This window comes from Microbacterium sp. J1-1, from assembly GCF_024498615.1.
GTDB lineage: Bacteria > Actinomycetota > Actinomycetes > Actinomycetales > Microbacteriaceae > Microbacterium > Microbacterium aurugineum.
Window position 1 is genome coordinate 1181722 of sequence record NZ_CP089590.1, and the last position, 19342, is coordinate 1201063.

Genomic DNA, 19342 nt, shown 5'->3' on the forward strand with positions numbered 1-19342 from the left:
CGGTCCAGCGTCGGATCGCGGGGGTGTTGCAGAAGATGCGGGGAGCTATTGCTTGACGCTTCCCGCGGTGAGACCTGACTGCCAGAAGCGCTGCAGCAGCAGGAAGGCGATGACGATCGGGATGATCGTGAGGAGCGAGCCCATGATCACGAGGTTGTAGATCGGCTGGGATCCCGCGCCGATGGCCTGAGCGCTCCATTGGTTCAGGCCGACGGTCAGGGGGTACCAGGCGGGGTCCGACAGCATGATCAGCGGCAGGAAGTAGTTGTTCCAGGTGGCGACGACCGTGAAGAGCGCGACCGTGACGATGCCCGGGGCGAGAAGCCGCATCGAGATCGTGAAGAACGTCCGGAACTCGCCGGCTCCGTCGATGCGCGCGGCCTCGAGGAGTTCGGTCGGCACCGATTCGGAGGCGAACACCCAGATCAGGTACAGCCCGAACGGGCTGATGAGCGAGGGGATGATCACGGCCCAGGGCGTGTTCGTGAGCCCGAGCTCGCTGAAGAGCAGGAAGGTCGGCACGGCCAGTGCCGTACCCGGCACCGCCACGGCGCCGAGGACCACGGCGAACACCGCGCGCCGCCCGAGGAAGCGGAACTTCGCGAGTCCGTAGCCGGCCATCGTGGCGAGCAGTGTCGCACCGCCGGCGCCGACCACCACGTAGAGCAGGGTGTTGCCCAGCCAGCGGAGGAAGATGCCGTCGCGGTAGGAGAACGTGGCGACGAGGTTGTCGAAGAATGCGAAGTCGTCGGCGAACCAGAGGCCGAAGGAGCTGAAGAGTCCGGCCTGCGTCTTGGTCGAGCTGAAGAGCAGCCACACCAGCGGGACGAGCGTGTACAGCGCGTAGACGACCATCACGATCAGCAGCGTGTTGGACTTGCGGGGCTTCAGCGGATCGTCGCGTCGGCGCGAGGGGCGGGCGAGGGGGAGTGCCATGTCAGCGCACCTCCGATGTCGAGCCGCGCAGCTGCACGACGTAGGCGATGACGGCCGTGATCACGCCCATGATGATGGCGATCGTCGCGGCGTAGTTGAACTGCTGACCGGCGAACGACAGGTTGTACGCGTACATGTTCGGGGTGAAGAACGTGGTGATCACGTTCGGAGCCAGCGGGCGCAGGATGTTGGGCTCGTTGAACAGCTGGAAGCTGCCGATGATCGAGAAGATCGTCGCGATCACGAGCGCCCCGCGCACGGAGGGGATCTTGATGGAGAAGATCGTGCGCCAGGCGCCCGCGCCGTCCAGGGCGGCCGCCTCGTACATGTCGGTCGGGATGGTCTTGAGCGAGGAGTAGAAGATCAGCATGTTGTAGCCGACGAACTCCCAGGTGACGATGTTTCCGATCGAGACGAGCATCCATTCCTTGGCGAACGGCGTGATCGCGTCGATGCCGAGGAAGTCGTTGATGTTGCTGGTGAGCCCGAACTGGTCGCCGTAGATGTAGCCCCACATGAGGACCGCGACGACGGCGGGAACCGCGTAGGGGAGGAAGATCAGGATGCGGAAGAACGACGCTCCGCGCAGGCGTGCGCTGTCCAGCGCGAGGGCGGCGCCGAGCGCGAGGAGGAGCATGATCGGCACCTGCACCACCAGGAAGATGAGCACGCGGCCGAACGCCTCCCAGAACTGCGGGTCGGTGAGCGCGCGGACGTAGTTGTCCAAGCCGACGAAGGCGGTTCCGCCGATCAGCTTCTCCTGGAAGAAGCTGAGATACAGCGCGTAGGCGAGCGGTGTCAGGAACACCAGGGCGAACACGACCATGAACGGGCCGACGAAGGACCAGCCCTTCCAGTCGCGCCTGTCGCGCCGTCGGACGCCGGGGGCGCCCAGGGGTGCGGGGATTTCAGTCGTCATCGACGAGTCCTTCTTACGATCCGGGCGCTTGCTGCGCCGTGTGTCAACGTCAACATATTCGATGGACTGCTAGTGTGTCAACGTCAACACATGAGGGGATGGGTGATCGTGAGCCCAGAGCATCCGACCGAGACGTCGACGCGTCGTCGTGAGCCCTCCATGGAGGACGTCGCCCGGGAGGCCGGAGTCTCAGGCCAGACCGTGTCCCGTGTCGTGAACGCCCGGGGCTACGTCGGCGCGACCACCCGTGAGCGCGTCGAAGCCGCGATGCATCGTCTCGGCTACCGACCCAACAGCGCGGCGCGTGCTCTGCGATCAGGACGCTTCCGCACCATCGGCGTCGTGATGTTCTCGTTCAGCTCGTACGGAAACCAGCGCACGCTCGACGCGATCGCGGTGCGCGCCGCCCAGCTCGGCTACGCCCTCACCCTCATCCCGGTGGAGTCGAGCGCGGGCGAGACCGTGGCCGGCGCCTTCCGGAGGCTCGAGGAGCATGCCGTCGACGGCATCATCATCGTGATCGAGGCGCACCAGCTCGACGAGGCCGACATCGAGATCCCCGAGGCCCTCCCCGTCGTGTTCGTCGACTCGAACCGCGGTGAGACCCATCCGTTCGTCGACACGGATCAGGCGCAGGGAGCCCGCTTGGCGACCGAGCACCTTCTCGAACTCGGCCACGACACCGTCTGGCATGTCGCCGGACCCGCCCGCTCCTACTCCGCGGAGCGACGCAGGGAGGCCTGGAGGGAGACGCTGGAGCAGCACGGGCGTCGCGTGCCGGAGCCGCTGCCGGGGGACTGGTCCGCCGCTTCGGGTTACGAAGCCGGTGTCGAACTGCGCGAGCGCGGCGAGGTCACTGCCGTCTTCGCCGCGAACGACCAGATGGCGATCGGCGTGCTGAGGGCCTTTCGCGAGGTCGGCCGCGAGGTGCCGGGCGACGTCAGCATCGTCGGTTTCGACGGCCTGCCCGACGCTGCACAGCTGTGGCCGCCCCTGACCACCGTGCAGCAGCATCCGGAGCGCGTGGGAGCTCTCGCGGTGGACGCGCTGCTCGCCGAGCTCGACGGCACCGGACGCCAGCAGACGCCGCTCGTGAGCTGCGAACTCATCGTGCGCGCGAGCACGTCACCTCCGCAGAAGCGCTGAGGATTGACGCCGGTCAGCGCCAGAGGACGGCGAGACCCGCGTTCAGGAGCGCCAGGATGCCGATCAGCCAGAACACGGCGGGCGGCACGGCGGCACCGCGCTTCTGGCGGGCGGAGCCGATGCCGAGCAGGGCGCCGATGATCAGCAGCACGACCAGCTTGACGCCGATCTTGACGTAGTTGGGGTCGTAGCCGTCGGGGAGTCCCCACGGAGCGGCGAGGGCGAGCCCGGCGACACCGGCGATGGCGAGGCCGTAGTCCATGATCTTCGTGATCTGGCGCTTGCCCCCGAATGCCTGCGCCGCCCAGGCGCCGAAGAGCACGGCGAATCCGATGAGGTGGACGAACAGCACGATGTGGCGGAGGGTCTCCATGCCTTCACCGTACGAGGTGCGGGCGGTCTGCGCTAGCAAGGCCAGGCTGACCTCAGGCACGGGCTATCGACGTGCGCCTGTGTTCACCTGTCGGGAGATTGCACGGATGTCGGGCGGAAACCTCGGTCTCGCCCCTGCGCCCGGTCACTCTCCCGACAGGTGCACGCGCCCGCCTCAGCCGCGCAGCTCCCGGGTCACGAGGGCGGTGCGCAGGGCAGCGTCCGCAGCTTCGGCGCCCTTGTCCTCCTTCGAGCCGTCGAGGCCCGCGCGGTCGAGTCCCTGCTGCTCGTCGTCGAGGGTCAGCACACCGAACCCGACCGGCTTGCCGGCATCGAGCGCGACCCGGGTGAGGCCGTCGGTGGTCGCGGCCGACACGTACTCGAAGTGAGGGGTCCCGCCGCGGATGATGACGCCCAGCGCGACGACCGCATCCGCACCACCGGCGAAGGCCGCCTGCGCAGCGATCGCGAGCTCGAAGGATCCGGGCACGCGTACCAGTCGGTGCGTGGCCTGCGCCGCCGACAGCACACGCTCGGCTCCGGCGATCAGGCCGTTCGAGATCGTCTCGTGCCAGGTGCCGGCCACGATCACGACATTCAGTCCCCGCCCGTCGATGTTGCCGGTCTCGGGTGCTCCTGCGCCGCTCATTTCTCGTCCTCTCCCTTGGCGAGAGCTTCTGCGAGCTCTGCTTCGCCGATGATGTGACCCATCCGGTCACGCTTGGTCTCCAGGTACTGGTGGTTGTTGGGTCCGACGCCGACGATCAGCGGTACCTGCTCGACGACGTCGAGGCCGAGTTCACGCAACTGTGCGACCTTGTCGGTGTTGTTCGTCAGGAGGCGCACCTTCGACACACCCAGGTCGGCGAGGATCCCGGCCGCTGCCGCGTAGTCACGGGCGTCGGCGGGCAGACCCAGCGCGAGGTTGGCGTCGACCGTGTCGAGCCCCTCTTCCTGCAGGCTGTACGCGCGCAGCTTGTTGATGAGCCCGATCCCGCGTCCCTCGTGCCCGCGCATGTAGATGACGACGCCGCTCTCCTTCTCGATCGCGTCCAGGGCGGAGTCGAGCTGCGGACCGCACTCGCACTTCAGAGACCCGAACGCCTCACCCGTCAGGCATTCGGAGTGCACCCGCACGAGCGCCGTCTCGCCGGGCTCACCGGAGACGACGGCGATGTGATCGGTGCCGGTGATGCGGTCCTTGTACGCCAGGAATCGGAAGCTGCCGTGGGTCGTCGGCACCGTGGCGTCGGCGCGCAGGCTCACGCGACGACCGCGGTGCGCGCTCGGCGTCGCGCCGTCGGGGTCGATCTCGTTCAGGTGGTCGATGAGCTGTTCGATCGTGATGACCGGCACCCCGTCGCGGGCGCCGAGTTCGATCAGGCCCGGAAGGCGCATCATGCTGCCGTCCTCCGCGACGACCTCGGCGATCGCTCCGACGGGGCGGAGCCCGGCCAGCTTCATCAGCTCGACAGCGGCCTCGGTGTGCCCGCTGCGCTCGCGCACGCCGCCGTCCACGGCGCGGAGCGGCAGGACGTGTCCGGGGCGGATGATGCTGGTCGACGTCGACTCCGGATCCGACAGCACGTTCAGGGTGTGTGCGCGATCATGCGCGCTGATGCCGGTCGTGACGCCCTGGGCGGCGTCGACGCTCACGGTGTACGCGGTGGAGCGGGCGTCTTCGCTGGCGGCGACCATCGGTGGCAGGTTCAGGTGATCGGCGAGGTCGGCGGGCATCGGGGCGCAGATGAATCCGGACGACCAGCGCACGGTCCACGCCACCCACTCGGGGGTCGCGAGCTCTGCCGAGAGGATGACATCGCCTTCGTTCTCACGGTTCTCGTCGTCGGCGACGAGGACGGGTCGCCCGGCGCGCAGTGCGTCCAGGGCCTCGGCGATCGTGGAAAGGCTCATCGTGAGCCTCCCTCCGGTGCGGCGCGGAACGCGAGCAAGCGCTCGACGTGCCGGGCGAGGATGTCGGTCTCCAGGTTCACGCGGTCCCCGACGGCGCGGACGCCGAGGGTCGTCGCGGCCAGGGTCTCCGGGATCAGTGAGATCTCGAACCACGGGGAGGGGTCGGCGGGGGCGCTGACGGCGCTCACGGTCAACGAAGTGCCGTCGACCGAGATCGACCCCTTGTCGACGACCAGCGGCGCGAGGTCGGCGGGGAGGCTGATGCGCAGCACGCTCCACTCGACCCCCGGGCGCACCGCGAGCACGTCGCCGGTGCCGTCGACATGGCCCTGGACGATGTGACCGCCGAGCCGGGCGCCGACGGGCATGGCCTTCTCGATGTTCACCCGGGTGCCGACCGTCGCCGACCCGATGGCCGAGACGTCGAGCGTCTGCTTCATCACGTCGGCGTCGAAGGTGTCGGCTGTCGAGCCGACCACGGTCAGGCAGACTCCCGAGACGGCGATCGACTCGCCGTGGACGGCATCCGCGGCGGCTCGGGGGGCGCGCACGGTCAGGCGCCAGCCGTCTCCGGACGGGGCGATCGCGGTGATCTCGCCCATCTCCTCGATGATTCCGGTGAACATCAGGCGGCTCCTTCGTGCTGCGGGTCGGTCTCTTCCGCGGGGTGTGCGATGGCGAGGAGGTCGCCCCCGAGGGGCACCCACTCGTGGATGGTGAGGCGCCGGGCCTCGGTGAGGGAACCGACCCCGATGTCGGTCAGCGCGAGTCGCCGGCCGCCGAGCAGCACGGGCGCGACGTACGCGAGGATGCGGTCGGCGAGCCCGGCCGCGAGGAAAGCGCTGGCGAGGGTCGGACCGCCTTCGACGAACAGGCTCTGCACACCACGGGAGTGCAGATCGGCCAGGACCGCGTGCAGATCATGGGTGTCGAAGAACAGCGGCGTGTGGGGATGCCGACGCACCATGGCATCGTCCGGAGTGGCCCGCGCGCCGATGACCACCGGGATCGGCTGGTGGGGCAGCAGCGCGTCGCCGTCGCGGGCGGTGAGGGAGGGGTCGTCGGCGAGGACGGTGCCGGTGCCGACCGCGATGGCGTCGGCCTCTGCGCGGCGTCGGTGCACGTCGGCGCGCGCCTCCGGGCCCGTGATCCACATGCTCGAACCGTCGTCCGCAGCAGCGCGCCCGTCCAGACTCTGCGCCCACTTGACCGTGACGTGCGGGCGTCCCAGCCGCTGCGCGGTGAGCCACCCGTCGATCACGGCGTGCGCGGCCTCGGCCTGTTCTCCCGACTCGACGTCGACCCCGGACGCACGCAGCCGATCGGCCCCGCCGCCGGAGACGGCGCCCGGGTCGTCGAGCGCGTACACGACGCGGGCGATGCCGGCCTCGATCAGCGCGACGGCGCACGGACCCGTGCGGCCGGTGTGGTTGCAGGGTTCCAGGGTGACGACGGCCGTGGCGCCGCGGGCCTCGAGGGGGTCGAGCTTCGAGAGCGCGTCGACCTCGGCGTGCGGGGTGCCGGCGCCCTGGTGCCACCCCTCGGCGAGCACCCTGCCTTCGGGGGAGAGGATGACCGCGCCCACCTGCGGGTTCGCCCCTCGTGGTCCGCGGGCGGCGAGGTGGAGCGCGCGAACCATCGCGTCGCGCTCTGCCGCGTTCACTGCCATCCGTCGTCCTCCTCTGAGGCTCCGGGGGTCGGAGGGATGGCGGAACGGACGCACGGATGCGTCTCGTGCTGCCTCCCTTCCGGACTAGCGAAGTCTCCCTCGCATCACCGTCGGTCCCGGAGTTCCACCGGATCGGCATCCCGATCTCTCGAGACGCTCGCGGACTGTCACCGCCGGTTCGGATTCTCACCGACCCCGGAGCACGTTGTTGCTCTGAGTGTACTCAACGCGCCTGCACGCATTTCATTCCACGACAGGGACCTTGCGCCTGCCGCTCGCCACCGCCGTCACTTGAGCAGCCGCGAGAGCCGCCGGTCGGCGAGCACTTTGCCGCCGGTCTGGCAGGTGGGGCAGTACTCGAGCGAACGGTCGGCGAAGAAGACGCTGCGCACCGTGTCGCCGCATACCGGGCAGGCCTCTCCGCGGCGGGCGTGCACCTGCATCCCGCGGCGCTTGGCGTCTTTCAGATCGGCCGGCGGTTTGCCGGAGGCTTCGGCGATCGCTTCCGTCAGCGTCTCGCGCAGGGCGGCGAACAAGCGGTCGATCTCGGCATCGTCCAACTTTCCGGCGATCGCATACGGCGACATGCGAGCGGCGTGCAGGATCTCGTCGGAGTACGCGTTGCCGATGCCCGCGATCACCGCTTGGTCGCGCAGCAGCCCCTTGATCTGCATCCGGCGCTCATCCAGCAACGCCGCGAACGCCTCTCTGGTGAACGCGGGGTCGAGCGGGTCGGGCCCGAGCCGCGCGATGCCGGGGACCTCCTGCGGGTCGCGGACCACGTAGACGGCGAGTGACTTCTTCGTCCCGGCCTCCGTGAGATCGAAGCCGCTGCCGTCGTCGAGTGCGATGCGCAGCGCGATGGGGGACTTGCCCGGCTTGAGGAGCGTGGTCGGCAGCGCGTCGTACCACCGGAGCCATCCCGCCTTCGCGAGGTGGAACACGAGGTGCAGGTCGTCGCCGCACGAAAGAACCACGAATTTTCCGAGGCGAGCGCAGGCCGTGATCGCGCGTCCCTGCAGCGCAGTGATCGGTGGGTCGTAGGTCTTGAGCGCGGCGATGGCGGCCACGGTCGCCCGCGTGATCGTTCGCCCCACGGCGCGCTCGTCGAGGAAGGTGGTCAGGCCCTGGACTTCCGGCATCTCCGGCATGCGTTCATCCTGTCACCGGCCGCCGACACTGTCACCCGGCGGGTCGCCCTCAGAGCACCGGCCAGTCCACCGGGGTGCGGTCGTCGTCGGGCAGCAGCCCCGCGATCCACCCGTCGTCACGGCCGCGCTGGCTGGTCAGCGCCTGGCGCTGCAGACCTTCGTAGCGGAAGCCGAGAGCGCGCGCGGCCCGTGCGGAAGGGACGTTCCCCACCACGGCCTGCCACCGGATGCGGGCGAGGCCGAGGTCGGTGAACCCCCAGTCGATCACGGCATGGGCCGCTTCGACGAGGTAGCCCTTGCCGCGCGCGGAGGCCTCGACCCAGTAGCCGAGTTCGGCCGTCGCGCCCGTGAAGTGCTCGGTCCTGTTGTGGAGACCGATCATGCCCACGAGCCTGCCGTCCGCGTAGACGCCCCAGACGGCCTCTGTTCCCGCGTTCCAGTGCTCGGTCACCAGGCGCACGAAGGCCTCCGCATCCTCGCGCGAGTACGGGCTCGGCACCGTGGTCCAGCGGGGGAGTTCGGGGTCCTGGCACGCGTCGGTGATGGCATCGACGTCGGCATCCGTCGGAGCATGAAGGACGAGACGTTCGGTGGTCAGCACGACGGATTCCATCCCGACAGCCTACGCAGGTGAGCGCTCGTCGTCGGACGGCGGCGGGAGTGTCCGTGGGCGCGACTAGTCTTGTCCGGTGACTGTTCCGGGGATTCTGCGCGCCTTGGAAGAGGCGTCTCTGTACCGCGACGCCCTCAGCTGGGCGCGCACCGACGCCGACCTCGGCCTGGTCGACGGGCTCGACGCGCCGACTCTGGCCGGCTTGCTGGCTCGACGGACCGCGGCGGGACATCCGGCCGCTCTTCTCGCGGTCGTGCCCACCGGTCGGCGGGCGGAGAGTCTGGCGCTGGCGATGCACGCCTACACGCCCGATGCCGACATCCTCACGTTCCCCGCGTGGGAGACGCTCCCGCACGAGCGCCTCAGTCCGAGCCCCGACACGGTGGGTCAGCGGCTGCAGACGCTGCGTCGGATTGCGGAGTGGTCGGGCGACCACCCGTTGATCGTGGTCGCGTCCGTCCGCGCCGCGCTGCAGCCGATCGCGGGCAACCTCGGCGAGATCGCGCCGCTCGAGCTCCTGGTCGGCAGTCGGGGTCACGAACTCGACCGCGTGGTGGAGCAGCTCGTCGAGCGGGCGTACTCGCGCGTCGACATGGTGTCGCGGCGCGGGGAGTTCGCGGTGCGCGGGGGCATCCTCGACGTGTTCCCGCCGACGTCCGAGCATCCCTACCGCGTGGAGTTCTTCGGCGACGAGATCGATCAGATCCGTGCCTTCTCGGTGGCCGACCAGCGTTCGCTTCCGGGCGATGTCCCGAGCGTCGACCTTCCTCCGACCCGTGAACTGCTGCTCACAGCAGACGTCCGCGAACGCGCCCGCGCGCTGATCGGTGGTTTCCCCGCGATCTCCGGCATGCTCGAGAAGATGGCCGAGGGGATCCCGGTCGAGGGGATGGAGTCGCTACTCCCCGCGGTCGCCGGACCCTTGAAGTCGTTGGCCGAGTACCTGCCGGCCGGCAGCGCGACGGCGGTCATCGATCCCGAGCGCGCGAGCGCACGTGCCATCACCCTGGGCGACACGAACCGCGAGTTCCTCGACGCCGCTTGGAGCGCGGCCACCTCCGGTGCTTCCGCGCCCATCGATCTGGGGGCCGGGGATTTCCTGACGATCGCCGAGCTCCGGGAGGTCGTGCGCGACCGCGGCGGCGTGTGGTGGCGGCTCAGCCCGTTCGGCGCCGGCCTCGGCGAGGGCGAGGTGGAGGCGACCAACCTCGGCGCCGCCGTCATCCCCTCCTTCCACGGCAACGTCGACGGTGCCATCTCCTTCGTCGAGGCGAAGGTGACCGACGGATGGCGTGTGGTCGTGATCGCCGCCGGTCACGGACTGGTCGATCGTGCACGCGACGTCCTCGCAGACCGGGGCCTGGCCGCTCGCGTGCTCGAGACGCTCGACGAGGCGCCGGAGCCCGGTGTCGCGACACTCGTCACCGGTTCGGTCGAAGCGGGCTTCCAGATCGAGGAGGCGAAGCTCGCGGTCCTCACCGACAACGAGTTCTACGGCCGCACGATCGGCGGCGACCAGCGCGTCGTCAAGAAGCTCGCCTCCCGCCGCAAGAACGTCGTCGATCCGCTCCAGCTCAAGCAGGGCGACTTCGTCGTGCACGCCACGCACGGCATCGGCCGGTTCGTCGAGATGACGCAGCGGGAGGTGTCGACCGGGGGACGCAATGCCGCCAAGTCGGTCCGCGACTACCTCGTGCTCGAGTACGCACCGTCCAAACGCGGCTACCCGGGCGACAAGCTCTTCGTGCCGACCGACCAGCTCGACCTGCTCTCGAAGTACGTCGGCGGCGAAGCGCCCACGCTCTCGAAGATGGGCGGAAGCGACTGGTCGCAGGCCAAGGGCAAGGCGCGCAAGGCGGTTCGCGACATCGCCGTGGAGCTCGTGAAGCTCTACTCCGCGCGCATGAGCGCCAAGGGACACGCCTTCGGTCCGGACACGCCGTGGCAGCGCGAGCTGGAGGAGGCGTTCCCGTTCGCCGAGACCCAGGACCAGCTGCAGACCATCGACGAGATCAAGGCCGACATGGAGCGGCCGATCCCGATGGACCGACTGCTCTCGGGGGATGTCGGCTTCGGCAAGACCGAGGTCGCCGTCCGTGCCGCGTTCAAGGCGATCCAGGACGGCAAGCAGGTCGCGATGCTCGTGCCCACGACGCTTCTCGTGAAGCAGCACCTCGAGACCTTCACCGAGCGCTTCGCCGGGTTCCCGGTCAAGGTGCGGCCGTTGTCGCGCTTCCAGACCGACAAGGAAGCCCGGCTCACCCTCCAGGGGCTGTTGGAGGGCTCGGTCGACATGGTGATCGGCACCCACCGCATCCTCACCGATCAGGTGATGTTCAAGGATCTCGGCCTCATGATCATCGACGAGGAGCAGCGGTTCGGGGTCGAGCACAAGGACTCGCTCAAGAAGATGAAGACCAACGTCGACATCCTCGCCATGAGTGCCACTCCCATCCCGCGCACGCTCGAGATGGCGGTCACGGGCATCCGGGAGATGTCGACGCTGGCGACTCCGCCCGAGGACCGTCATCCGATCCTCTCCTTCGTCGGTCCCCGCAGCGACAAGCAGATGGCCGCCGCGATCCGACGTGAGATCCTGCGCGAGGGGCAGATCTTCTTCGTGCACAACCGCGTGCAGTCCATCCAGCGCGTGGCGAGCGAGCTCGCCGAACTCGTGCCGGAGGCCCGCATCGCCGTCGCCCACGGACAGATGGGCGAGCACCAGCTCGAACAGGTCGTCGACGACTTCTGGGAGCGCAAGTTCGACGTCCTCGTCTCGACGACCATCATCGAGACCGGCCTCGACATCGCCAACGCGAACACGATCATCATCGACCGCGCCGACAAGTACGGGCTCAGCCAGCTGCACCAGCTTCGAGGTCGTGTCGGACGAGGGCGCGAGCGCGCGTACGCGTACTTCCTCTACGACGAGACCAAGCCGCTCTCCGAGACCGCGGCAGACCGTCTGCAGACGATCGCGGTCAACAACGACCTCGGCTCCGGCATGCAGGTCGCGCTGAAAGACCTCGAACTGCGTGGGGCGGGCAACCTCCTCGGTGCCGAGCAGGCCGGACACATCGCCGGCGTCGGATTCGACCTGTACCTGCGCATGATCGGCGAGGCCGTGGCGACCTTCCGCGGCGACGAGGTCGAGACCGGACAGGAGCTGCGACTGGAGTTGCCGCTCGATGCGCGCATCCCCGAGTACTACATCGACAGCGAGCGTCTGCGACTCGAGGCCTATCAGAAGCTCTCGGCTGCCTCGGCGGCGACGGCGAAGGACGAGGCCATCGACCTCGTGATCGAGGAGCTCGTCGACCGCTACGGCACACCGCCGGAAGAGGTGGAGGGCCTGGTCGCGGTCTCGCGTCTGCGGCGCCGTGCCGCCCGCGCCGGGCTCACGGATGTGGTCGTGATGGGGTCGAACCTGCGCATCGCGCCCGCACGCCTCGAAGACTCGATCAAGGTGCGGTTGCAGCGGCTGTATCCGAAGGCGAAGCTCGTGGCCGGGGGAGAGGCGCTGGTCGTGCCGATGCCCATGGTTCCCGCAGCGGTCGGCGTCGGTCTCGAGCCGCTGCCCGATGCACAGTTGCTCGAGTGGGTCGGACAGCTGTTCACCGCGATCTTCCCCGAGCCGGTCGCGGCCGAGTAGCGCGCGGCGACCGGCGACGGTACTAGTCTGGCCGCATGTTGTACGAGCACCTCGGGGCTCGGCCCCGCATCCATGACACCGCCGTCATCGCCCCCACCGCCGTCGTCTCGGGCGACGTGGAGATCGGGCCGGGCTGCCAGGTGCTGCACGGCGCCGTGATCACGGCCGAAGGAGGAGCGATCACCCTCGGCGAGCACGTGATCGTGATGGAGAACGCGCTCATCCGGGCGACCGCCGCAAACGCGGTGCACATCGGCGCGCACACCCTGATCGGCACACTGTCGAGCATCGCGGGCGCGACCGTGGGTGAGGAGACGTTCCTCGCCTCGGGGTCGCGTCTGTTCAACGGTTCCCTGGTGGGGGCGCGCTGCGAGGTACGCGTCAACGCGATCGTCCTCCGTCGCGCCGTCCTGCCCGAAGGTACGGTGGTCCCGATCGGCTGGGTGGCGGTCGGTGATCCGGTGCAGCTCTTCTCGCCGGACCGTGAGGACGACATCGCGGCCGCCCAGCCCGACCTCGACTTCCCCGGGCACGTCTTCGGCGTCGACCGGGACACCCCCGACCTGATGGTGCAGCTCACCGAGCGCTACGGCAGCTCCCTCGCGCGGCATGCGCAGGACGTGCATCTCGACGACGCACACCGCCGCCCGCACCGCTCCTGACCGCCGGCGCGGTCCCTCACGAGCCCTTCCCGTCGCGATATGTCAGCCGAAATCAGCCGAAACGGTGACATATCGCGACCGGAACGGATCAGGCGAGGGATCAGATGACGCCCTGGGCGAGCATCGCGGCGGCGACGCGCTCGAATCCCGCGATGTTGGCACCGGCCACGTAGTCACCCGCGACACCATGACGCTCCGCGGCGTCGAACGCGGCATCGTGGATGTCCGCCATGATCTCGCGCAGCTTGTTCTCGCTGTCCCCGAAGCTCCAGCGCTGGCGCGACGCGTTCTGGCTCATCTCGAGGGCCGAGGTCGCGACACCGCCCGCGTTGGCGGCCTTCCCGGGGGCGAACAGCACGCCCGCCTTCTGGAACGCGTCGACGGCATCCGGCACACATGGCATGTTCGCGCCTTCCGACACCACGCGCACGCCGTTGGCGATCAGCGCTTCGGCGTCGGACAGGCTGACCTCGTTCTGCGTGGCCGAGGGCACCGCGATGTCGACCGGGACCTCCCAGACGCTGCCGCCCTCGATGAAGCGTGCGCTCGGGCGACGGTTGGCGTACTCGACGATGCGGGCGCGCTCGACCTCCTTGAGCTGACGGAGCAGGTCGACGTCGATGCCGGCGTCGTCGACGACGTAGCCGGAGGAGTCGGAGGCGGTCACCGGGGTCGCGCCGAGCTGCGTGGCCTTCTGGATCGCGTAGATCGCGACGTTGCCGGAGCCCGAGATGCCCACGCGCTTGCCGGCGAGGGAGTCGTCGTGCACAGCGAGCATCTCCTGGGCGAAGAACACCGCGCCGTATCCGGTCGCCTCTGTGCGCACCTCCGCGCCGCCCCACCCGGTGCCCTTGCCGGTGAACATGCCCGACTCGTGGCGGTTGGTGATCTTGCGGTACTGGCCGAACAGGTAGCCGATCTCGCGGCCGCCCACCCCGATGTCGCCGGCGGGGACGTCAGTGTGCTCTCCGAGGTGACGGTAGAGCTCGTTCATGAACGACTGGCAGAAGCGCATGACCTCGGCGTCGGACTTGCCGTGCGGATCGAAGTCGGATCCGCCCTTGCCGCCGCCGATGCCCTGACCGGTGAGCGCGTTCTTGAAGATCTGCTCGAATCCGAGGAACTTGATGATCGACAGGTCGACCGAGGGGTGGAAGCGCAGCCCACCCTTGTACGGGCCGAGCACCGAGGAGAACTGCACGCGGTAGCCCCGGTTGACCTGGAGCTTTCCGGAGTCGTCGACCCACGGTACGCGGAACAGGATCTGGCGCTCGGGTTCGACGAGCCGTTCCAGGATGCCGCCCTCGACGTACTCCGGGTGCTGCTCCAGGACCGGCGCGATCGAGTGCAGCACTTCGTGGACGGCCTGCTGGAACTCCGGCTCATGCGGGCTGCGGGCGAGCACCGTGTCGAAGACGGGCTGCACGGCGGGGGCGAGCGGGTGGAAGTCGACGGGAGTCGTAGCGGTCACGCGGAAGGGGCTTTCTGGTGGGGGATGGTGGTGCAGGCGATCGTGTCGCGTGAGGCTTCGCCGGATCCGGCGCGAGATTTCACTCTAGCGGCGGTCCATCGTGGGCGACGCACGCGGCAGGCGGCCCGCCGGTCACCCGGTGTTCTGCAGGCCCGCGGCGACTCCACTCACCGAGAGCAGGAGCAGCCGCTGCTGTTCGGCGTCGGCTCCCGAGCCCGTCGGCTCCTCGTCCGCGGAGCGCAGCGCGCGCAGTGCACGCAACTGCAGGAGCGAGAGCGCATCCACGTAGGGACTGCGCAGCTGCACGGCGCGTTGCAGGACCGGCTTGTTCTCCAGGAGGCTGTCGCCGCCGGTGAGCCGGATCACCCAGCGCCGCGTGGTCGCCAGCTCATCGAGGACGAGCTGAGCGAGGTCGTCACGGTCGCCGAGGGCCAGGTACTCCCGGGCGATGCGCTCATCCGTCTTGGCCAGGCTCATCGCCACGTTGTCGATCATCGTGTGCAGCAGCGGCCACTCGCGGTACGCCTCGGCAAGGAGCTCCTCATCGCCGACGGCATCCAGTGCGGTGCCGAGCCCGAACCAGCCCGCGAGGTTGATGCGCGCCTGCGTCCACGCGAACACCCACGGGATCGCCCGCAGATCTTCCAGCGACTCGACCGAGAGTCCTCGGCGTGCGGGGCGGGACCCGAGTGCGAGCAGGCCGATCTCCTCGAGCGGCGTCACGGTGGCGAACCACGGGGCGAAGCCCTCCGCCTTCACGAGTGAGAAGAAGCGCTCCCGGGAGGCGGCGTCCATGATCGAGGCGATCTCGGCGTAGCGCTCGGCGGCGCGGCTGGTGCGCGCTTCCTCCGTGGGGGAGGACGCCAGCAACGTCGCGGCGGCGACCTGGTCGATGTGCCGCATCGCGATGGCGGGCTCGCCGTAGCGCGCGAAGATGACCTCGCCCTGCTCGGTGAGCTTGAACCGACCGTCCACCGAGTGCGGCGGCTGCGCGAGGATGGCGGAGTTCGCAGGCCCGCCACCACGGCCGAGGGCGCCGCCGCGACCGTGGAAGAGCGTCAGGACGATGCCGGATTCCTGCGCCCAGCGGGCGATCTTCTCCTGCGCCTCGTACAGGGCCAGGTTCGCGGCGACCGGACCGACGTCCTTGGACGAGTCCGAGTAGCCGAGCATGACTTCGAGGCGGTTGCCCGTGGCGGCCATGCGTTCGCGGAACTCCGGGAACGTCACGACTTCGGCGAGGATGCCCGGCGCGGCCTGAAGGTCGGCGAACGTCTCGAACAGCGGGACCACGTCGAGCACCGGGGCGTCGTCGCCCAGGGCGTACCGCGCGAGGCGATGCACGTTGGCGAGATCAGAGGCGGCCTGGGTGAACGAGACGACGTAGCGCCCTGCGGCCCGCACACCGCGATCGCGCTGGATGTCCGCGATCGCGCGGAAGACCTCCAGCACCTCCTCGGTCTGGGCGCTGAGAGCCTCGCCGGCGTCCAGCTCGGCCAGCGCCTTCGCGTGCACCTGCGAGTGCTGACGCACCTCGAGCTCGGTCAGGTGGAAGCCGTAGGTCTCGACCTGCCAGATCAGGTGCTGCACGCCGCCGAATGCGTGACGCTTCGCGCCGGCATCCGCGAGCGACGACTGCACGGCCCGCAGATCGGCGAGCAGCTCTTCGGGGCGGGCGTAGGCCCGTGCACCATCGCCCTGACGGGTGGCGGCGATGCGGCGCGCCATCACCAGCAGCACGCGACGGTGGGGCTCGTCCGGCGAGCGGGTCGCGAGTTCCGCGGCCAGCTCGGGGTCTCCAGCCGCGAATCGGTCCCACACGGCCGTGACGTCGGCGCTCGGCGGGGTGTCGTCCGCCGAGAGCGTGAGTGCACGACCGATCCGCTCGAGCGCGCGCTCGAGGCCGCGCAGCACATGGTCGGCGGCGATCTGCGAGGCCTCGCGGGTCACGGAGGCGGTGACGAACGGGTTGCCGTCCCGATCGCCGCCCACCCACGAGCCGATCCGCACGAACGCGGGCACGACCGGGGCACTGGCGCCGGATTCCTCGCCGCGGAGGGCGTCATCGATGCGGCGATAGACGTGCGGCACGGTCGTGAACAGCGTCTCGTCGAACACGCCCATCACGGTGCGGACCTCGTCGGTCGGGGACGGCTTCTGCGACCGCAGGGGAGCCGTGCGCCAGAGCGTGTCGATCTCCTCCAGCATGCGTCGGCGAGCACGGTGCTCCTCCGAGCCGCCCTCGCTCGCTGCGTCGTGCTGCGTGAGGAGCTCGGACAGGCGACGGATGCTCGACGAGACCGCGCGGCGGCGGGCCTCCGTCGGATGCGCGGTGAAGACCGGGTGGAAGCGCAGGCCTTCGAGGCGGCGGCGCGCCTCGTCGTCGCCGACCTCGGTCCGCAGTCGCGCGTATGCGGTCGCGACGGTGTCGGCGGCATCCTCGCGTCCTGGCTGTCCTGCGCGCTCGCGCAGCACGCGCACGCGTTGGTGCTCCTCGGCGAGGTTCACCAGGTGGAAGTAGCAGGTGAACGCGCGCGCGACCTCGTCGGCGCGGGCGACCGTGAACGACTCGGCGATCGCCGCGGCGCGTTCGAACGCATCGGGGGTCTCCTGGTCGTAGGCCTGGATCGTGGCGAGCCGGAGGCGTTCGACGTCTTCGAAGAGTCCGTCGCCGCCGGCTTCGCGCAGTACCTGCCCGAGCAGCTGCCCGAGCATCCTGACGTCGGTGCGCATGGCATCGGGGATGCCGCGGCCGGCTTCGAAACGGCCGATCACGCGGATCGCCTCGGTGTTCGTGGGTTCGGAGAAGGAGTGTGCGGGGGTCACACTTCGAGAGTATCCCGCACGCCGAGGGTGTTCTGCACGCATGACGGACGCGGGACGGACGCCTGACCGCGGAGCGCGGATCGCGGAAGGCACGGGGACCGCGGAGTGAGCCGGGACCATACGATGGGACGGATGCGCATCTCAGCGAACCCCCTCCGCGGGCAGCAGTTCCCCGCCGTCCTCCTCCTCCTCGCGGCCGGTCTCGGCTTGTTGCTCGCGAACCTGCCCACGCACGATCCGTTGGCCGCCTTCCTCGACTTCCACATCGCGGTGCCGGGGACGGACCTCGACCTGTCGATCGAGCACTGGGTGTCGGACGGACTCCTCGCGGTCTTCTTCCTCGTGGTCGCCATCGAGCTGCGCCACGAACTCACCCACGGCGAGCTCGATTCGCTGCGCAAGGCCGTGCAGCCCGCGATCGCGGCGACCGGCGGTGTCCTGGTCCCGATCGCGGTGTACCTGCTGATCGCCGGGGGAGACAGCTCGACGTCTTCGGGGTGGCCCATTCCGACCGCGACCGACATCGCTTTCGCCCTCGGTGTGCTGGCGATGTTCGGGAAGGGTCTGCCGTCTCGTGTGCGCGTCTTCCTGCTCGCCCTCGCGATCCTCGATGACATCATCGGCATCATCTTCATCGCGGTCCTCTTCGCCGGCGACGTGCAGTGGCTGCTGCTCGGCCTCGCGGTCGTGGGGGTCGCCGTGTTCTGGGCCCTCAGCCGCTTCCTGCATGCGAAGGGGCACCCGCTGATCGCCGTCGCGATGGTGGTGGTCGGTGTCGTGACCTGGGGTCTCGTGGCTTCGTCGGGCATCCACGCCACGATCGCCGGTGTGCTGCTGGGTCTCGTCATGGCTCCGGTTCCCGCTGCCCGCACGCGTCACGCGCTCGAGCCGACCGTGAACGGGGTGATCCTCCCGATCTTCGCCTTCGTCGCGGCGTTCGTGGTGATCCCCGCCCTCTCGCCCACGCAGCTCTCTCCGGCCTTCTGGGGGATCGTGGTCGCGTTGCCGGTCGGCAAGATCATCGGGATCTCGCTGTTCGGCTGGCTTGCGATGCACATCCGTCCGAAGGGCTCGGATCCGGCGCTGCCGTTCGCCGACATCCTCGCGGCCGGGGCGCTCGGCGGGATCGGGTTCACGGTGTCGCTGCTGTTGGCGAATCTCGCCTTCGCCGATGATCGCGGTATCCGGGACCAGGCGATCCTCGGCGTGCTCGTCGGGTCGTTGATCGCCCTTCTGCTTTCTGCGCTCATCGTGTCTTTGCGTGCGCGCTGGTACCGTCGCACCGCATCCGCCTCGTCCTGAGCGCGGAGCCGGTTCCGCTCTGTTCGAAGGAGGACGCATGAGCTCTCATCCTGAGCCCGGTGCCGGGGTGGACGATCCGCTCCGCGCCGCTGCCGAGACCATGCGGGAGGTGCGTGCGCGCTGCGTCTGGTCGCAGCGCATCACGCACCAGGACCTGGTGCCGTATCTGATCGAGGAATCGCATGAGGTGATCGACGCGGTCGAGACCGGCACCCGGGACGATCTGCGTGAGGAGCTGGGCGATCTGCTCTGGCAGGTGCTGTTCCACGCGGCGATCGCCGCGCAGGATCCCGAGGATCCGTTCGACATCGACGACGTGGCACGGACACTCACCGAGAAGATGGTGCGCCGGCATCCGCATGTCTTCGCCGGTGAGGTCGCCGAGACCCCGGAGCAGGTGCTCGTGCACTGGAACGCGGCGAAGGCCGCGGAGAAGCGCACCCGCGGCAGCGTGCTCGACGGCGTGCCGCGGGGGATGCCGGCACTCGCCCTCGCCCAGAAACTGGTCGGCCGCGCCGCTCAGGTGGAGGTGGCGGTCGAACCCGGCGACGAGGCCGACGTTCCGGCATCGGAAGCCGAGCTCGGTGACGCATTGCTCGCGCTGGTGGCGACGGCCCGCGTCGCGGGGTGGGATGCGGAGCGCGCACTCCGCGAGCGCCTGCGCGTGCTCGAGGACGACGTGAGAGCGGCCGAAGCGGCCTCCTGATCG

General features: G+C 69.4%; 16 protein-coding genes. 5 read left to right on the forward strand and 11 right to left on the reverse strand.

Going from position 1 to position 19342, the window contains the following annotated elements; all coding sequences use genetic code 11:
• Positions 1-45: 45 nt before the first annotated feature.
• Together LRQ07_RS05575 and LRQ07_RS05580 are read right to left on the reverse strand one after the other, a co-directional pair.
• Positions 46-936 carry a carbohydrate ABC transporter permease gene (locus LRQ07_RS05575; RefSeq protein ID WP_256536084.1) on the reverse strand — a complete coding sequence of 297 codons (891 nt, stop codon included), beginning with the start codon at positions 934-936 and terminating at the stop codon, positions 46-48.
• Between the two features lies 1 nt (position 937).
• A complete protein-coding gene (locus LRQ07_RS05580) occupies positions 938-1855 on the reverse strand; it encodes a carbohydrate ABC transporter permease (RefSeq protein ID WP_047523174.1) in 918 nt (305 codons plus the stop codon).
• Between the two features lie 159 nt (positions 1856-2014).
• Between LRQ07_RS05580 and LRQ07_RS05585 the strand changes: the two genes are divergently transcribed.
• Positions 2015-3001, forward strand: coding sequence for a LacI family DNA-binding transcriptional regulator (locus LRQ07_RS05585; RefSeq protein WP_413775546.1), 987 nt, complete (start codon positions 2015-2017; stop codon positions 2999-3001).
• Positions 3002-3014: 13 nt separating this feature from the next.
• Here the strand turns inward: LRQ07_RS05585 and LRQ07_RS05590 are convergent, their stop codons facing one another.
• The 7 genes from LRQ07_RS05590 to LRQ07_RS05620 all read right to left on the reverse strand — a co-directional run bounded on the left by LRQ07_RS05590 (position 3015) and on the right by LRQ07_RS05620 (position 8720).
• On the reverse strand, positions 3015-3374 hold the full coding sequence (locus LRQ07_RS05590; protein ID WP_256536086.1) for a Fe-S protein: 360 nt from the start codon (positions 3372-3374) through the stop codon (positions 3015-3017).
• Positions 3375-3548: 174 nt separating this feature from the next.
• The gene (gene ribH, locus LRQ07_RS05595) at positions 3549-4022 is read right to left on the reverse strand and encodes a 6,7-dimethyl-8-ribityllumazine synthase (RefSeq protein WP_047523177.1); all 474 of its coding nucleotides are present in this window, start codon (positions 4020-4022) and stop codon (positions 3549-3551) included.
• The gene (locus LRQ07_RS05600; RefSeq protein ID WP_047523178.1) at positions 4019-5287 is read right to left on the reverse strand and encodes a bifunctional 3,4-dihydroxy-2-butanone-4-phosphate synthase/GTP cyclohydrolase II; all 1269 of its coding nucleotides are present in this window, start codon (positions 5285-5287) and stop codon (positions 4019-4021) included. Before LRQ07_RS05600 ends, ribH begins: the two co-directional genes overlap by 4 nt.
• Positions 5284-5913, reverse strand: coding sequence for a riboflavin synthase (locus LRQ07_RS05605; RefSeq protein ID WP_256536087.1), 630 nt, complete (start codon positions 5911-5913; stop codon positions 5284-5286). Before LRQ07_RS05605 ends, LRQ07_RS05600 begins: the two co-directional genes overlap by 4 nt.
• The gene (gene ribD / locus LRQ07_RS05610) at positions 5913-6956 is read right to left on the reverse strand and encodes a bifunctional diaminohydroxyphosphoribosylaminopyrimidine deaminase/5-amino-6-(5-phosphoribosylamino)uracil reductase RibD (protein ID WP_256536088.1); all 1044 of its coding nucleotides are present in this window, start codon (positions 6954-6956) and stop codon (positions 5913-5915) included. The genes LRQ07_RS05605 and ribD overlap by 1 nt, the downstream gene beginning before the upstream one ends.
• A 287-nt stretch (positions 6957-7243) precedes the next feature.
• A complete protein-coding gene (locus LRQ07_RS05615; protein WP_256536089.1) occupies positions 7244-8107 on the reverse strand; it encodes an Fpg/Nei family DNA glycosylase in 864 nt (287 codons plus the stop codon).
• Between the two features lie 49 nt (positions 8108-8156).
• Positions 8157-8720 (reverse strand): GNAT family N-acetyltransferase, encoded by a 564-nt coding sequence (locus LRQ07_RS05620; protein ID WP_256536090.1) that lies wholly within the window; start codon positions 8718-8720, stop codon positions 8157-8159.
• A 76-nt stretch (positions 8721-8796) separates the two neighbouring features.
• On the opposite strand from LRQ07_RS05620, the gene mfd reads away from it, so the two are divergent.
• Positions 8797-12372, forward strand: a complete 3576-nt coding sequence (gene mfd / locus LRQ07_RS05625) for a transcription-repair coupling factor (RefSeq protein WP_256536091.1) — start codon at positions 8797-8799, stop codon at positions 12370-12372.
• 35 nt (positions 12373-12407) lie between these two features.
• A complete protein-coding gene (locus tag LRQ07_RS05630) occupies positions 12408-13034 on the forward strand; it encodes a gamma carbonic anhydrase family protein (RefSeq protein ID WP_047523184.1) in 627 nt (208 codons plus the stop codon).
• A gap of 100 nt (positions 13035-13134) precedes the next feature.
• Here LRQ07_RS05630 and gdhA read toward each other — a convergent pair whose 3' ends face one another.
• Entirely contained in the window at positions 13135-14505 is a 1371-nt protein-coding gene (gene gdhA / locus LRQ07_RS05635) for an NADP-specific glutamate dehydrogenase (protein WP_131493460.1), read from the reverse strand.
• Positions 14506-14637: 132 nt separating this feature from the next.
• Positions 14638-17331 carry a phosphoenolpyruvate carboxylase gene (locus LRQ07_RS05640; RefSeq protein WP_256536092.1) on the reverse strand — a complete coding sequence of 898 codons (2694 nt, stop codon included), beginning with the start codon at positions 17329-17331 and terminating at the stop codon, positions 14638-14640.
• 132 nt (positions 17332-17463) lie between these two features.
• Between LRQ07_RS05640 and nhaA the strand changes: the two genes are divergently transcribed.
• Both nhaA and LRQ07_RS05650 read left to right on the forward strand, forming a co-directional pair.
• Positions 17464-18633, forward strand: coding sequence for a Na+/H+ antiporter NhaA (gene nhaA, locus LRQ07_RS05645; RefSeq protein WP_256536093.1), 1170 nt, complete (start codon positions 17464-17466; stop codon positions 18631-18633).
• A gap of 37 nt (positions 18634-18670) precedes the next feature.
• Positions 18671-19339: a MazG family protein gene (locus LRQ07_RS05650; RefSeq protein WP_256536094.1), complete on the forward strand. Its 669-nt coding sequence runs from the start codon at positions 18671-18673 to the stop codon at positions 19337-19339.
• The last annotated feature ends 3 nt before the right edge of the window (positions 19340-19342 follow it).